We start from the raw sequence: 14,096 nt of genomic DNA on the forward strand, positions 1-14,096 counted from the left end.
CGATCCGCATATCGATCAGTGCGATTCCAGACGGTGCACGGTGCTGCCCAGTCGGTAAAGATGGTCGGCATGAGTAACTCCCTCCCCACCGTGCAATTGTCCGAAGGGCTGACCGTGAGTGCGCAGGGATATGGCGCCATGTCCGTCGCCCCGGTGTACGGACCCGTGGATCCCGGTGACGCCCTCGCGACTCTGCACCATGCAATCGACATCGGCGTGACGTTCATCGATACGGCCGACGTGTACGGCGGAGGTGCCAGTGAGGTGGCGGTGGGCAAGGTCCTGAAGGAACGCCGCGACGAAGTGCAGCTGGCCACCAAGTTCGGTCTCGTGGGCAACATCGCGAACGGTCAGCGCGGTATCAACGGCAAGCCCGAGTACGTGGCGCAGGCGCTCGAGGCTTCGCTGGCCCGGCTCGGTGTCGACCACGTCGACCTCTACTACCTGCACCGCGTCGACCCGACCGTGCCGATCGAGGAGACCGTCGGGGCTATCGCCGAGCAGGTCGCCGCAGGCAAGGTCCTGCACATCGGACTGTCGGAGGCCACCGGGGACGAACTGCGGCGAGCGTCGGGAGTGCATCCCATCGCCGCGATCCAGAGCGAGTGGAGTATCTGGAGCCGCGACGTGGAACGGCATGTCGTCCCGGCGGCGGCCGAGCTCGGCATCGGATTCGTCCCGTACTCGCCGGTCGGCCGCGGCTTCCTCACCGGCACCTACGACCCGGCCGCCCTGGGCGACCACGACCTGCGCCGGCGCTTCCCGCGCTTCGGTGACGACGCACTGACCGCGAACTCGAAGGTGCTCGACGTCGTTCGCGAGGTGGCCGCGGAACTCGACGCGACCCCCGCCCAGGTGTCGTTGGCGTGGCTCGACGCGAAAGGACGCGCATTCGGGCTGCCGACGGTGTCCATTCCCGGGACCCGGTTCGCTGCCCGCGTCACCGAGAATGCCGGTGCGCTCGCGCTGACGCTCACCGACGACCAGATCGCCCGTCTCGACCTGCTCGCCGATCTCACGGTCGGCCCCCGCTCGGCCGATCCCCAGTGGGTGTCCTTCGGGCGGGAGTAGCGCAACCGGCGGGTAGCGGTCGCCGGGGAGTAGTTTGATCTGCGATGAGGAGAGTGTGGTTGGTGTGGGGTGTCGGGGTCATTGCCTATATCGTCGCCGTTCTCCACCGCACGTCGTTCGGTGTTTCGGGTCTCGCTGCGACGGAACGGTTTTCGATCAGTCCGAGCGTGCTCTCCAGCTTCGTCGTGCTGCAGATCGTGGTGTACGCGGGAATGCAGATTCCGGCGGGGGTACTCCTCGACCGGTACGGTTCGCGGCGCATGATCGCGTCCGGCGCCCTCATCATGGCGTCGGCGCAGATGCTTCTCGCGGTCACCGAATCGCTGCCGATCGCCATTGCGGCGCGGGTGCTCGTCGGGATCGGCGACGCGATGACGTTCATTTCGGTGCTGCGTCTGGTGCCGCAATGGTTTGCGCCGCGACGCGTCCCGCTGGTGTCCCAGCTGACCGGCATCTTCGGGCAGATCGGCCAGATCCTGTCGGCATTGCCGTTGATGCTGTTGCTCAACGGTCCCGGGTGGAACTTCGCCTACGGCAGCGCCGCCTCACTGGGGTTGCTGTCCTTCGTGCTGGCCGCCTCGGTGATCCGGAACTCGCCGCCGGGCCTCGAGGTAGTGGCCGCGCCCGCGGGACTGCGGGAGGTGGGGCGGCAGATCAGAACCGTGTGGGCGCGTCCCGGCACTCGGCTCGGTTTCTTCACGCACATGGGCACGCAGTTCTCGATGACCACGTTCGCGCTGCTGTGGGGGGTGCCGTACCTGCGGTCGGCGCAGGGTCTATCAGCGGCGGAGGCAGGCTCGCTGCTGACCCTGTCGGTGATCTCGGCGATCGTCGCGGGTCCGATCATCGGCGTCCTCAGTGGGCGTTTCCCCATGCGCCGGTCATACCTCGTGTTGTCGATCATGATCAGCAATGCCGCGATGTGGACGGCGGTCCTCGCTCTTTCGGAGCCGGCGCCGATGTGGATGCTGGTCCTGCTCGTGGTGGTCGTTTCGGTGGGCGGGCCCGGTTCGATGATCGGGTTCGACTACGCCCGCATGTTCAACCCGAGCACGAGCATGGGTACCGCGCAGGGGATGGTCAACATCGGCGGCTTCCTCGCTTCGTTGCTGGTCATTCAGGCGATGGGGCTCATCCTCGACGCGATGGGCGGGTACTCGTTCGTGGCGTTCCGCGTGGCCTGGCTGGTGCAGTACCCGGTCTGGGCGGTCGCGATCATCGGTGTGCTGGTGACCCGCGGCAAGACCCGCAGGCAGATGGGACTGGTGTTGCGACCCATCCGGCAGGTGTGGCGGGAGCGCGGTCGACGCTGAAGCCCTAGTTACACTCTTACATGATGTGTAACACTATAACGCATGAGCAATGAGCGATCGGATGATCAGGCCGTCATGACGGCACCCCCGATGCAGTGGGATGCCTGGGGTGCGCCGGAGAAGCGGAAGGTTCTCTCCGACGGGATCAAAGCCCTGCTGCAGCAGGCGCTGGGGGTGTCGATCACCGAGGCTCCGGAGCGGAACCCGGACGACGTCGTCCTTGCGCCGAGCGCCCTGTTCGAGAAGGACCTGGCCGCCCTGGCGACCATCGTCGGGGAGCGGTTTTGCAGTACCGCGCACACCGATCGCCTCCTGCGTGCCGGCGGGAAAAGCACGCTCGACCTGCTGCGTCGTCGCAGCTCGGAACCGCAGGATGCGCCCGACGCGGTGATCACCCCGGGAACCGACGACGAGGTGGGTGAAGTGCTGCGCTACTGCACGGACAACGCGATCGCCGTGGTGCCGTTCGGGGGTGGCACGAGCGTCGTGGGCGGTCTCGATCCGGTGCGCGACCGATTCGCCGCCGTCGTGTCGCTCGATCTGCGGAGGTTCGACACCCTGCTCGACCTCGATGCCGAGTCCGGTGTCGCGACACTGGGCGCCGGTGTGACGGGACCGCGTGCCGAAGAGCTGTTGGGGGTGCACGGCTTGTCGCTGGGGCACTTCCCGCAGAGCTTCCGGTTCGCCACCATCGGCGGGTTCGCCGCGACCCGTTCCTCGGGGCAGGCGTCCGCCGGCTACGGCCGGTTCGAGGACATGGTGGAGGGGCTGCGCGTCGTCACTCCGGCCGGCATTCTCGACACGGGACGGGCGCCGGCGTCCGCTGCGGGACCGGACCTGGGGGAGTTGTTCGTCGGCTCGGAGGGAACCCTCGGCGTGATCACCCGGGTGCGCGTGCGGGTGCATGCCGTTCCCGAGTCGACCGTCCGTGAGGGCTGGAACTTCCCCGACTTCGAGACAGGCGCTGCCGCTCTGCGCGCCCTGCGGCAGGAAGGTGCTGTTCCCACCGTGTTGCGACTGTCGGACGAGGCCGAAACCGGTGTGAATCTGGCGACCACGGACAAGATCGGTGACGAGGCCGTCGCCGGTGGCTGCCTGGCGATCACCACGTTCGAAGGCACCGCCGCACACACCGCCGAGCGGGTGGCCGAGGCTCGCGCGGTGCTGCAGGCGCAGGGAGGCACGTCGTTGGGGGCGGATCCCGGGAACAGCTGGGAGCACGGACGTTTCGATGCACCTTATCTACGCGACTCCCTGCTCGACGCCGGTGCACTCTGCGAAACCCTCGAAACCTCCACACACTGGGGCAATCTCGCCGCGCTCCGTGCTGCGGTGACGACGGCGCTCACCTCGGCGCTGTCCGAGCAGGGCACTCCACCGCTCGTCCTGTGCCACATCTCCCACACGTATCCGACGGGGGCCTCGCTGTACTTCACCGTGGTCTGCGCTCAGGCGGCCGACCCACTCGAACAGTGGCGACAAGCGAAAACCGCTGCGGGTGACGCGATCATCGCCACCGGCGGGACCATCACGCATCACCACGCGGTCGGCGTCGACCACCGCCCCTGGATGCGGAAGGAGATCGGCGACCTCGGGGTCACCATCCTGCGGGCCATCAAGGATGCGGTGGACCCGGCCGGAATCCTCAATCCCGGAAAGTTGATTCCGTGAGCACGAGGAAGACCGTCGAGCGGGTCACGGTCCTGATCAACCCGCTGGCCGGGCACGGCCACGCCCCGGTCGCCGGACGTAAGGGCGTGGGGCGGCTGCGTGAACGCGGTGTGACGGTCACCGAGATCATCGGGACCGACGCCGATCATGCGCGCACGCTCGCCCGCCGGGCTATCGATGACGGCACCGATGCGCTGGTCGTCGTCGGTGGGGACGGTGCGATCAGTATCGGCTTGCAGGCCGCGGCACGGTCGGGAACACCGATCGGGTTGATCCCCGCAGGCACCGGAAACGATCATGCGCGTGAGTTCGGGGTTCCCGTCGGCGATCCGGTCGCGGCGGCCGATGTGATCGCGGACGGTGAGGTCCAGGAGTCGGATCTCGCCCGGATCACGCTCACGGACGGTGCGGTCGTCTGGGCGGGCACGGTGGTGGCGAGCGGTTTCGATTCGCTCGTCACCGATCGGGCCAATCGGATGACGTGGCCCAAGGGGCCGATGCGGTACAACCTGGCCATGCTGGCGGAGCTGACGCGGCTTCGTCCCCTGGACTATTCGATCGAACTGGACGACGCCACCGTGCAGGTGGACGCCACACTGGTTGCGGTGGGCAACGGCCGATCCTACGGCGGCGGAATGCAGATCTGCCCCGGAGCGAACAAGGCCGACGGTCTTCTCGACGTCACCGTGGTGGGATATGGATCACGGGCTCGGCTGGTCCGGTTGTTCCCCCGGGTCTACAAGGGCACCCATGTCGATCTTCCCGAAGTGCAGACCTACCGTTCGCGGACGGTGCGGTTGCGGTGCGAAGGCATCACGGCCTACGCGGACGGTGACCGCGTCGGTCCGCTCCCGGTGACGATCGAGGCCGTGCCCGGCGCGCTACACATCCTCAGCCACACCCCGGTCTGAGTCCGTCATTCCACGGAGCCGATCCATCTCCCGACGTTCGCGTTTGGTCGGCCGGCCGGCCCCGCGGTCGCGCCGGGGAAGAGAGGCGAGAACCTCGAGAGGAGGAGGTGGCGGTGTGTTGTCGGTGTAGCACTCCGCGGCGATGACGGCACCGACTCGTTTGGCGATGGGGCGGGTGACTTCCACGATGCGCTCGGTTCCGGCGGCGCGAATACGGACCTCGTCGCCCACCTTCACCGGCTGCGCAGGCTTTGCGGGGGAGCCGTTGACCCGCACGTGCCCCGACCGGCACGCCGCAGCTGCCGCCGAGCGCGTCTTGAACAGCCGGACCGCCCAGGTCCAGCTGTCGACGCGCACGCTCGCGGGGTCGGTACCCGAAGTCACCACGCGACCAGAATAGGAGAGGCCCGACCTCGCTAAGCGGAGGCCCTCATTCCGAAACCGGTACCATCGAGCGCATGGCGACACCGGGACCGGACGTGGCACGTGACGCCAGTGGACAGGCTCAGCAGGATCTGCGAGATCTCCTGGAGTTCGACCAGCGCCGCGAGTTCACTCGCTTCCTGATGTCGTATAAATTCGGGATCGACGAGATGATGACCAAGATCAACATCTTGAAGGACGAGTTCACCTACATTCACGACTACAGTCCGATCGAACATGTGAAGTCGCGCCTGAAATCGGCGGACAGCGTCCTCGGCAAGACCGCCCGCAAAGGACTCCCGCTCACCCTGGACGCGATCCGCGCGAACATTCACGACATCGCCGGAATCCGCATCACCTGCAGTTTCATCCGAGACGCATACCGAATCAGTGACATGCTCACCGGTCAGCAGGACATCACCGTGGTGGCGGTCAAGGACTACATCGCGGAGCCCAAGGCCAACGGCTACCGCAGTCTCCACCTGATCGTCGAGGTGCCCGTTTTCATGTCCGATCGAGTGGAATCGGTACGCGTCGAAGTCCAGATCCGGACGGTGGCCATGGATTTCTGGGCCAGTCTCGAGCACAAGATTTTCTACAAGTACGACAAGTCGGTCCCCGAGGCGCTGCTCGACGAGTTGAGAGACGCCGCCGACGTGGCCCGGCACCTCGACGTGAAGATGGAGGGCTTGCACGAGGAAGTGCGCGGGCCCGGCACCACACTGCGGGTCATTCCGGACTAGTCCCGGACCGGACACTGGTCGGTTGTACCGCGGGGCCGGTGACGTCGCAATGTGGTTGGCAGGCAACGGAATCTGGGGGGACCTGTGTCGGCGCCGCCGGCGTGCGAATGAGGGCGGCTGCGATGATCGCGCCGACGACGAGCATGGCGACGCACAGGTACATCGCGATCCGGAAGCCCTGCGAGAAGCTGTCGGGTTCGGCCAGGCTGGCAGCGTCGATCCCGGCGAGGCCCGGCAGCGCGGCCACGGCGAGTAGCTGGCTGGTGCGCGCGACGGCGTTGTTGACCCCGGACGCGATACCGGCCTGCTCGACGGGAACCGATCCGAGAACCGCGGTGGTCAGCGGGGCGACGATGGCCGACAGTCCGAGTCCGAACACGATCACGCCGGGCAGGACGTCGGACCAGTATGACGCCTCGGCCCCGATCCGTGTCATGAGGAGGAGGCCGACGGCCGCGAGCGCGGGGCCGATCGTCATCGGCAGTCGGGGACCGTGGTTCTGCGAATAGCGACCGGCGCGGGAGGAGAGGGCCAGCATTGCGAGGGTGATGGGCATGGTGGCAAGGCCGGCGGCTACCGGTGAATACCCCGCCACCAGCTGAAGTTGCATCACCAACAGGAAGAAGACCCCACCGATCGCCGCGTATACGGCGAAAGTCACCAGGTTCGCTGCCACGAACATGCGGGACCTGAAAAGCGCGGGCGGCACGAGGGCATCGGGGGATCGGCGTTCCACCACGACGAACGCGGTGAGTGCCACGGCCCCGCCCACGCCGGCGATCGGATTCATTTCGATCAACCCGTAGGTGAGGGCGCCCAGCCCGAGCACCGCGAACACCGACCCGAGGACATCCAGATGATCCGGCGGATGAGGGTCGCGGCTTTCGGGTATGTGGCGAATAGACGCCCAGATGACCACGGCGGCCAGGGGAACGTTCAGGAAGAAAACGGATCGCCACCCAGCCACTTCCACCAGCCACCCGCCGAGCAACGGCCCGATCGCCCCGGCCACCCCGCCGAGTCCGGACCACAGTCCGATCGCCGCACCGCGGTCGTCCTCGTGCAGGGACGCCGAAATCAAGGCGAGACTTCCCGGAGTCAACAGCGCGGCTCCGATTCCCTGAAGAATGCGGGCGACCACCAGAAAGGTGATGTCGGGCGCGAGGCCGCACAGCACCGACGCCACGGTGAACCATACTGTCCCCCAGACGAAGACACGTCTGCGGCCCCAGCGGTCGCCGAGAGCCCCACCCAGCAGAATCAGGGACGCCAACGCCAGGGTGTAGCCACTGAGGGTCCACTGCAAACCCTCGACACCCGACCCGAGATCCTCGCCGATGTGCGGCAACGCGATATTCACCACCGTGCCGTCCAAAAGGGCGAGGCCGGAGCCGAGGACGGTGGCGACGACAACCCAACGGCCCTGTCGCGTGTTCAACCGGAGAGCCGCCGCCATGTCAGGCTCCGGCCGGGATGCCCGGAGCGTCGTCGGGAGCGAGATACGCGCCGATTTTCCGGAACAGAATATCGGCTTCGTTCTTGTACGCACCGGTGGCGTCGAACGCGGCTTGGTCGTAGGTGACGGCCACGGCGATCGCAATCTTCTTCGACCGCAAGTACGCCTCGGCCGCCGCGTATCCGCTGAAGAGGGGATTCTGCATCAACCAGTTGCCGACGATGGGCTGCCCGAGCCCGTAGGTGTAGTCGTCCGATTGCGGGAAGCATGTGGGACAGCCGGGCAGGGTGGTCGTCTTGCCCCGCAGGTCCGTCGAGATCATGGCCTCGTACGACTCGCGGGAGAGGAGTTTGCCTGTGCCGATTGCTATCGCAGTGTCGTGGAGGTCGTAGATGTTCGAGGTCTGGATGGCGCCGTGGGTGATCGTCCACGACGGGTTCCAGAATGTCGATTCCTCGTAGAACGAGGTGCCGGGTGGAATCTGCAGTGCCTCCCGTCGCTCGGACGAGAACGCGTGCAGGACCGGTTCGGTGATCGCCGCCGTCCCCGGATCCGTGGTGTTGTCCATGCCGAGTGGTCCGAGCACCTTGTCCTGCATGAGCGTCGTCATCGGCTGACCGGTGATCTTCTCGAGCGCCAACCCGAGGATGACGTAATTGGTGTGGGCGTAGTTCCAGTTGGTTCCGGGTTCGTAGAGCAGTGGCTTGGAGGTGGCGTAGGCCAGAAGTTCTTCGGGGGTCCAATTACGGAAGGGGTCGGCGTAGATCGCCTTGTCGAAGTCGGTATTGCCGAGCACGTAATCGACGTAGCCCGAGGTCATCTGGGCGAGCTGACGGAGCGTCACGCGGTCGGTGTGGGGAATGTCGGGCAGCCACGTCGACACCTTGTCGTCGAGGCTCACCTTTTTCTCGTCGACGAGTTGGAGCAGCAGCGTCGACACGTACGAGATGGCTACCGCGCCGTTGCGGAAGTGCATGTCGGTGGTGGCCGGCACTCCCGTCATCGACTCGCCGACGGCCTCGGTGACGATTTCCTTGCCGTCCACCGTGACACGGACGATCACTGCCCGTAGGTGGGCCTGCGCCATCGCGTCGCGCACGATCGTCATCACCCCGGCCGCCTGCGCCGGATCGGCGGATTCCGTTCCCGACGCGGCCGCGCTCGCCGAGGTGGCCGGGCCCGACGCCGGATCGGTGGTCGTGCACGCAGCTCCCAGAGCCAGGACGCACGCCAACAGGAAAACCCGCCGATGAAGTGCCATGAACCAGCTTGGCACTATCAGGCCGGTCGGCGCTGGAGATAGGCGATCGCCAGCCCGCACGCCACCACCGCGACCACCGGAGCCGCGGTCGACATTCCGTCCCACGCGCTCGGTTCGAACGCGGAATCGCCTCGCTTCAGGGGCGTATAGGCGGTCCAACCGAAATCGGCTGTCAAGGGAATCGCGAACACCGCCGGTCCAGCCAGCGACGTGGTCACCACGGGTGCGCTCGACGGCAGGCTCGCTGTCAGGGTGAACGCGGCGGCGGCCGGCAGCAGAAGCACCACGGCACCGGTGTGCAGATTGTCCCAGGGCGCCGTGTCGAAGACCGCCGACACCGCCACGAGGGCGAGCGCCGCGATGCCGAACAGGGGTTGGGGCAGTATCCGGCCGAGTGCCGCGCCGAGCGCCACGAGTGCGGCGGGAACGAGTAACCACAGCCACGAATCCGTGAACCAGGCCGTCTGCGCGCCCTCACTCGCCGCGATGAACGCCGTCGCCGCGAGAAGCACTGTTCCGGTGCGGTTCTCCAACCACACTGCCGCGGCGATGACGACCGGAACCAGAGCGACCCCGAGTATCCACCGATCCTGCACTGCGGGGCCGGTACCCAGAGCATCGATCGCCCGGACGAGCTGCCAGTACAGCAGCAGTCCGAGCACAGGCAGGATCAATCCCGCCACCAGCGGCCTTGTGGGGCGGTCGGGCGAGGACTCCGACGACGCGTCGAAGTCGCCGGACTGCAGCGCGACCACCACCACGATCGCCGTCACGGCGAGGAACGCCAGGGCGAGCAGATCCGTGTTGTGCTGCGGCTCGGACAGGTAGTCCGCGTACCTCGAGGGCACAGCGGTGGAGTGCCGGTACTGGTCGAGTGGTCCCGCCAGGAGCAGCCCGCCGACTACGCCCGCCGCGAGGGCGGTCTGGAGTCGGACGCGGTCGCTCGCGCCGGACAGACCCGCCAATCCGCCCAGCAGAAGTCCCACACCGATCCCGTTGGTGTACAGCACGACCGGTGAAGACCCGACCACCGGGCCGATCGCCAGAAGCGTCAGGCCGGACACCGCCGACATCGCCAGGCCGAGTCGGGACCGCAGGCGTGCGGCCACCACCACGGCGACGAGCGCGCCGAGGACTGCGCCGACGACGCCGCTGGTGTACAGCGTCCCGTCGCGGGAGCTCACGATCACGAACGCGTACTCGGGAGGCATCGGCGAGGTCGATGCCACGCCGACGGTGAACCCACCGAGCACCATGCCGACGTGTGCGGCCCGGATTGTCATGGAACGAGCATCGCGCACACCCGCCGGGTTGAAGAGATCGACGCGCAGGGGAAGGGTGGACCGTGTCTTCGTGCGTCCTGGGTCGGGAAGGTGGTCCGTGGTCATCGACAACGACGTCTACAACCGTCGAGGTGAGTCGTGGTGGGAGGAGGACAACCCACTGAACCTGCTGCACGGCAGCCTCACGCCGGGACGTTTCGCATACTTCCGCACGGTGCTCACCGAGCATTTGGGATCCGACTATCGCGGTCTCTGCGCACTCGACGTCGGCTCCGGCGGCGGATTTCTCGCCGAAGAGTTCACCCACATCGGCTTCCGGGTGGTCGGGGTCGACCCGTCGGAGGTGTCGATCGCTACTGCGCGCCGGCATGCCACCGACGCTGATCTGGACATCGAGTACCGCATCGGTGCCGGGGAGAAACTGCCGGTGCCCGACGCCTCGTTCGACGTCGTCTACTGCTGCGATGTCCTCGAACACGTCTCCGATCTCGACGGCGTGATCGCCGAGACGGCCAGGGCGCTGAAGCCGGGCGGTTTGTACCTGTTCGACACCATCAACCGGACCTTCGTCAGCAAACTGGTGGCCATCAAGATCATGCAGGAATGGCGTATGACCAGAATGTTCGATACACCCATCCACGACTGGTCCATGTGCGTGCGGCCGCAGGAACTGGAATCCGTGATGAAGCGGCACGGGCTGCGACTCGGAGAGGTCGTCGGACTTGGGCCGCGGTCGAAAAATCCACTGCGCCTCCTCGACCTCGCCCGGGCAGGCGGACGAACACTGACCTACGGAGAGCTGAGCCGGCGACTCGACTTCGGGCAGGTGCGCAGCACCGCCATCTCCTATATGGGGTACGCGGTCAAGAACGGCGAAAGCCCGCCGCGACGTCGCGACGGGCTCCCGCAGACACGGAACTAGCTGTAGTCGTAGAAACCCTTACCGCTCTTCTTGCCCAGGTGTCCCGCATCGACCTTGCGCTTGAGCAGCGTCGGCGGGGCGTAGTGGGGCTCGGCGAACTCGGCATACAGCGACTCCGCCGCGGCCAGGGTGATGTCGAGGCCCACGGTGTCGATGAGGGTCAGCGGACCCATCGGGTAGCCGCAGCCGCCCTTCATCGCCTCGTCGATGTCCTCGGCGGTGGCGTAGCCCGACTCGAGCATGCGGACCGCCGACGTGAGGTACGGGATGAGGAGCGCATTGACGATGAATCCCGCGCGGTCGCCGGCACGCACCGTCTTCTTGCGCAGGGTGTTCTTGACGTAGTCGGTGACTACGGTGACGGTCTCCTCGGAGGTGACCAGGCTGACCACGATCTCGACCAGCGGCATCACCGGAACCGGGTTGAAGAAGTGGATACCGACGACCTGTCCGGGGCGCTGCGTGGCGTTGGCCATCTTGATCAGCGGGATGGACGACGTGTTCGACGCCAGGATGCCGGACGGCTTCACGATCTTGTCGAGCTTCTGGAAGATGTCGGTCTTGAGCGACTCGATCTCCGGTGCGGCCTCGATCACGAGGTCGCGGTCCGCGAAGTCGTCGATGTCGAGGGTGACGCGAACGCGGGCGAGGGCGGCGTCCGCGGCGTCCTGGTCGAGCTTGCCTGCCTTCACCGCTCGGGCCAGCGATTTCTCGATCCGGCCCTGCGCGGCCTGGGCGTACTCCTGCTTGGTTTCGAGGATCAGCACCGAGCTACCGGCCTTGATACATACTTCGGCGATGCCGGCGCCCATGGTGCCGCCGCCGATCACTCCTACTAGTTCCACGATTCTCCTTAGTCATGCCCGTGCGCCTTTTTGGTAGCGGCAGCTACCAAAAAGGCGCACGGGCGGCGTAGCCGCCTACTTCAACAGGGCACGCGACATGACGACGCGCTGGATCTGGTTGGTGCCTTCGTAGATCTGGGTGATCTTCGCATCCCGCATCATGCGCTCGACCGGGAAGTCCGTGGTGTAGCCGGCTCCACCGAACAGCTGGACTGCGTCCGTGGTGACCTCCATGGCGACGTCCGACGCGAAGCACTTGGCAGCGGCGGAGATGAAACCGAGGTTCTTCTCGCCACGCTCCGCGCGGGCGGCGGAGGTGTACACCATGAGGCGCGCGGCCTCGACCTTCATCGCCATGTCGGCGAGCATGAACTGCACGGCCTGGAAGTCGCTGATCGACTTGCCGAACTGTTTGCGGTCCTTGGTGTACGCGATCGCCGCGTCGAGAGCGCCCTGCGCGAGGCCGACGGCCTGCGCGCCGATGGTCGGCCGGGTGTGGTCGAGGGTCTGCAGCGCCGTCTTGAAGCCGGTGCCGGGCTCGCCGATGATGCGGTCTCCGGGGATCTTGCAGTTCTCGAAGTACAGCTCCGCGGTGGGTGAGCCCTTGATGCCGAGCTTCTTCTCCTTGGGGCCGACGACGAAGCCCTCGTCGTCCTTGTGCACCATGAACGCGGAGATGCCGTTGGCGCCCTTGTCGGCGTCGGTGACGGCCATGACGGTGTACCAGCTCGACTTGCCGCCGTTGGTGATCCAGCACTTGGACCCGTTGAGGATCCAGTCGTCACCCTCCTGCTTCGCGCGGGTGCGCATGCTCGCGGCGTCCGATCCGGCTTCGCGCTCGGAGAGGGCGTACGAGGCCATCGCCTCACCGGAAGCCAGCTGCGGCAGCACCTGCTGCTTGAGTTCCTCGGAACCGTTGAGGATCAGGCCCATGGTGCCCAGTTTGTTCACTGCAGGGATCAGGGAGGAGGAGCCGCAGACGCGGGCGACCTCTTCGATCACGATGCAGGTGGCGACCGAGTCGGCGCCCTGGCCGTCGTACTGCTCCGGAACGTGAATGGCGTTGAAACCCGAGTTCACGAGAGCGGTGAGCGCTTCCTCGGGGAACCGCGAGTCCTCGTCCACTTCCTTCGCGTATGGCGCGATCTCCTTCTCGGAGAGCGCGCGGATCGCGGACCGCAGTTCGTCGTGCTCTTCTGCGAGCTTGAACAGATCGAAGTCCGGATTTCCGGCCATGTTGGCGCTCCTTGTCGATTGCAACGGCTTCGAACTCGAGCGGCACTCCGTGCCAGGGCTATCTTCGGCCACGCGTGCCACAATGTTCGTCGTCGGGCATAGTACTGCTAGTACTGTGCAGTCAACCACGGCACTGAGTGCCAGTCAAGAGTGACGGGCGCCTCAGGGATGACGCTGCGACAACTGCGCCGCGATGCCATCCGTAATTGTGTCCACCGGGGTCCCCGGCGGATACGACACGACAACCACCGCATTCTGTTCCCGCGACGGCGCGCCCGCGGCGACCCCGAACGTCCGGCGAACGTCGAGCAGGGCGCGTTCCAGCGCATCCGCGGTGGCCGCCGGGTCACCCTTGATCATGTTTCGCAGGAGATGGTTGTGGCACGCGGTGACGGCGGCAGCGAATCCGATCACCTTCAACACCGGCTCGGTAGGGACCACGTTCCGGAGGTAGTCGACGAACAATCGCTCGTACCGCACGCCGGTCACGATCTCACGGTCGCGCAGCGCCGGGACGCGCTGCACCACCCGGTACCGGCGCTCGGACAGTTCCCGGTTTTCCTGAAACCGGTCGAACACCAGGCAGGCGGTGCTGCAGACCGCCGCCCACGGGTCGTCGGATTCCGACGTCAGGTAGTCGCCCGCCTGCTGGAGCAACGATTCGTGGTCGGCGAAGATCACGTCTTCCTTGGAGCGGAACTGACGGAAGAAGGTGCGGCGGGACACGCCCGCGGCCGTCGCGATCTGCTCGACGGTGGTGGCCTCGTAGCCGTTCTCGGCGAAGAGACGAATGGCCTGCGTGACGACATGGACCCGGAAGTCCGCCGCATCGATCCCTGGGGTGTCGAGTCGCTCGGGCATGGCCTCAGTATCCATCGGTGCCGAACCTGCCGTTTTCTGGACGCCGGTGCTCCGCGGGGCGGATACTCGTAAATAGTGTGTCCGTCCTGGTGAGGGCGGG

Annotated in this window: 13 protein-coding genes; 6 read left to right on the forward strand and 7 right to left on the reverse strand. The window is 66.4% G+C overall.

The genetic code is table 11. The features are described 5' to 3' along the window. The first annotated feature begins 60 nt into the window (after positions 1-60). From L1080_RS31415 to L1080_RS31430, 4 genes are all read left to right on the forward strand, one after another. Positions 61-1,071, forward strand: a complete 1,011-nt coding sequence (locus tag L1080_RS31415; protein WP_374433511.1) for an aldo/keto reductase — start codon at positions 61-63, stop codon at positions 1,069-1,071. Positions 1,072-1,115: 44 nt separating this feature from the next. Beyond that, the gene (locus tag L1080_RS31420; RefSeq protein ID WP_250769526.1) at positions 1,116-2,384 is read left to right on the forward strand and encodes an MFS transporter; all 1,269 of its coding nucleotides are present in this window, start codon (positions 1,116-1,118) and stop codon (positions 2,382-2,384) included. Positions 2,385-2,474: 90 nt separating this feature from the next. Continuing rightward, positions 2,475-4,055 carry an FAD-binding oxidoreductase gene (locus tag L1080_RS31425; protein ID WP_250770091.1) on the forward strand — a complete coding sequence of 527 codons (1,581 nt, stop codon included), beginning with the start codon at positions 2,475-2,477 and terminating at the stop codon, positions 4,053-4,055. After that, the gene (locus tag L1080_RS31430) at positions 4,052-4,966 is read left to right on the forward strand and encodes a diacylglycerol kinase (protein WP_250769523.1); all 915 of its coding nucleotides are present in this window, start codon (positions 4,052-4,054) and stop codon (positions 4,964-4,966) included. The genes L1080_RS31425 and L1080_RS31430 overlap by 4 nt, the downstream gene beginning before the upstream one ends. Here L1080_RS31430 and L1080_RS31435 read toward each other — a convergent pair. Next, positions 4,937-5,353 (reverse strand): RNA-binding S4 domain-containing protein, encoded by a 417-nt coding sequence (locus tag L1080_RS31435; protein WP_159923962.1) that lies wholly within the window; start codon positions 5,351-5,353, stop codon positions 4,937-4,939. The genes L1080_RS31430 and L1080_RS31435 overlap by 30 nt on opposite strands. Before the next feature lie 71 nt (positions 5,354-5,424). Here L1080_RS31435 and L1080_RS31440 point away from each other — a divergent pair, with 71 nt between their 5' ends. Next, the gene (locus L1080_RS31440) at positions 5,425-6,132 is read left to right on the forward strand and encodes a GTP pyrophosphokinase (protein WP_159923964.1); all 708 of its coding nucleotides are present in this window, start codon (positions 5,425-5,427) and stop codon (positions 6,130-6,132) included. Here L1080_RS31440 and L1080_RS31445 read toward each other — a convergent pair. From L1080_RS31445 to L1080_RS31455, 3 genes are read right to left on the reverse strand one after another with little or no spacing between them, the layout of a single operon-like run. Next, entirely contained in the window at positions 6,119-7,588 is a 1,470-nt protein-coding gene (locus L1080_RS31445; protein WP_159923966.1) for an MFS transporter, read from the reverse strand. The genes L1080_RS31440 and L1080_RS31445 overlap by 14 nt on opposite strands. Position 7,589: 1 nt before the next feature. Beyond that, positions 7,590-8,849, reverse strand: coding sequence for a serine hydrolase domain-containing protein (locus L1080_RS31450; RefSeq protein ID WP_250769520.1), 1,260 nt, complete (start codon positions 8,847-8,849; stop codon positions 7,590-7,592). Between the two features lie 17 nt (positions 8,850-8,866). Next, positions 8,867-10,237: a hypothetical protein gene (locus L1080_RS31455; RefSeq protein ID WP_250769517.1), complete on the reverse strand. Its 1,371-nt coding sequence runs from the start codon at positions 10,235-10,237 to the stop codon at positions 8,867-8,869. On the opposite strand from L1080_RS31455, the gene ubiG reads away from it, so the two are divergent. Beyond that, positions 10,230-11,054 (forward strand): bifunctional 2-polyprenyl-6-hydroxyphenol methylase/3-demethylubiquinol 3-O-methyltransferase UbiG, encoded by an 825-nt coding sequence (gene ubiG / locus L1080_RS31460; RefSeq protein ID WP_236603213.1) that lies wholly within the window; start codon positions 10,230-10,232, stop codon positions 11,052-11,054. The two genes, L1080_RS31455 and ubiG, sit on opposite strands and share 8 nt — an antisense overlap. Here ubiG and L1080_RS31465 read toward each other — a convergent pair. The 3 genes from L1080_RS31465 to L1080_RS31475 all read right to left on the reverse strand — a co-directional run bounded on the left by L1080_RS31465 (position 11,051) and on the right by L1080_RS31475 (position 13,996). After that, the gene (locus L1080_RS31465) at positions 11,051-11,899 is read right to left on the reverse strand and encodes a 3-hydroxybutyryl-CoA dehydrogenase (protein ID WP_159923974.1); all 849 of its coding nucleotides are present in this window, start codon (positions 11,897-11,899) and stop codon (positions 11,051-11,053) included. The genes ubiG and L1080_RS31465 overlap by 4 nt on opposite strands. A gap of 75 nt (positions 11,900-11,974) precedes the next feature. Beyond that, a complete protein-coding gene (locus L1080_RS31470; RefSeq protein ID WP_109333462.1) occupies positions 11,975-13,135 on the reverse strand; it encodes an acyl-CoA dehydrogenase in 1,161 nt (386 codons plus the stop codon). Between the two features lie 162 nt (positions 13,136-13,297). Then, a complete protein-coding gene (locus tag L1080_RS31475; protein WP_213576311.1) occupies positions 13,298-13,996 on the reverse strand; it encodes a TetR family transcriptional regulator in 699 nt (232 codons plus the stop codon). Between the last annotated feature and the right edge of the window lie 100 nt (positions 13,997-14,096).

The organism is Rhodococcus sp. MSC1_016 (assembly GCF_023667485.2).
Taxonomy (GTDB): domain Bacteria; phylum Actinomycetota; class Actinomycetes; order Mycobacteriales; family Mycobacteriaceae; genus Rhodococcus_F; species Rhodococcus_F oxybenzonivorans.

What these genes read in the sequence shown, in the direction of transcription:
- L1080_RS31450 (WP_250769520.1), bottom strand. Translation starts at nt 8,849, where the DNA reads ATGGCACTTCATCGGCGGGTTTTCCTGTTGGCGTGCGTCCTGGCTCTG.
- L1080_RS31425 (WP_250770091.1), top strand. Translation starts at nt 2,475, where the DNA reads ATGCAGTGGGATGCCTGGGGTGCGCCGGAGAAGCGGAAGGTTCTCTCC.
- L1080_RS31470 (WP_109333462.1), bottom strand. Translation starts at nt 13,135, where the DNA reads ATGGCCGGAAATCCGGACTTCGATCTGTTCAAGCTCGCAGAAGAGCAC.
- L1080_RS31475 (WP_213576311.1), bottom strand. Translation starts at nt 13,996, where the DNA reads ATGCCCGAGCGACTCGACACCCCAGGGATCGATGCGGCGGACTTCCGG.
- L1080_RS31445 (WP_159923966.1), bottom strand. Translation starts at nt 7,588, where the DNA reads ATGGCGGCGGCTCTCCGGTTGAACACGCGACAGGGCCGTTGGGTTGTC.
- L1080_RS31420 (WP_250769526.1), top strand. Translation starts at nt 1,116, where the DNA reads ATGAGGAGAGTGTGGTTGGTGTGGGGTGTCGGGGTCATTGCCTATATC.
- L1080_RS31415 (WP_374433511.1), top strand. Translation starts at nt 61, where the DNA reads ATGGTCGGCATGAGTAACTCCCTCCCCACCGTGCAATTGTCCGAAGGG.
- L1080_RS31455 (WP_250769517.1), bottom strand. Translation starts at nt 10,237, where the DNA reads ATGACCACGGACCACCTTCCCGACCCAGGACGCACGAAGACACGGTCC.
- L1080_RS31440 (WP_159923964.1), top strand. Translation starts at nt 5,425, where the DNA reads ATGGCGACACCGGGACCGGACGTGGCACGTGACGCCAGTGGACAGGCT.